Origin of the sequence: Limnospira sp. PMC 1279.21, assembly GCF_032349615.1 — a bacterium.
In the GTDB taxonomy this organism is placed as follows: Bacteria; Cyanobacteriota; Cyanobacteriia; order Cyanobacteriales; family Microcoleaceae; genus Limnospira; species Limnospira fusiformis.
The window spans coordinates 1-293 of the sequence record NZ_JARPLU010000601.1 but is presented as its reverse complement, the minus strand read 5'-3'; the positions used below and the strand labels follow the sequence as shown (position 1 = coordinate 293).

Sequence of the window (293 nt, the reverse complement as noted above, 5' to 3'; positions counted from 1 at the left end):
GGTTTGATTCTCTCCATGATGCCATGGATTCCGTTCTCAAGGCTGCGTCCTAACCGTATTGACTAGTGCTATATATATGGCGATAGCGAGTTTAAAGAAAGGGTTTGGGAAACCAAAACCAATCAAGACTACGAACAACGCATGGAAAGTAATCCCATGGACTAAGGTTCAACGGAAAGTTTTCAAGCTCCAAAAGAGTATATTTCAAGCAGCTAAATCGGGACAGGATGCAAAGGCTAGAAGGTGGCAACGTCTATTGGTGAAATCATATTATGCGTGCGAGACGTTTAGGA

1 protein-coding gene is annotated in these 293 nt (G+C 43.0%); it reads left to right on the top strand.

Annotated elements, in window-relative coordinates; translation table 11 throughout:
* Positions 1-76: 76 nt before the first annotated feature.
* A partial coding sequence (locus P5683_RS26170; protein WP_315641342.1) for a reverse transcriptase N-terminal domain-containing protein occupies positions 77-293 on the top strand: 217 nt, incomplete at its 3' end.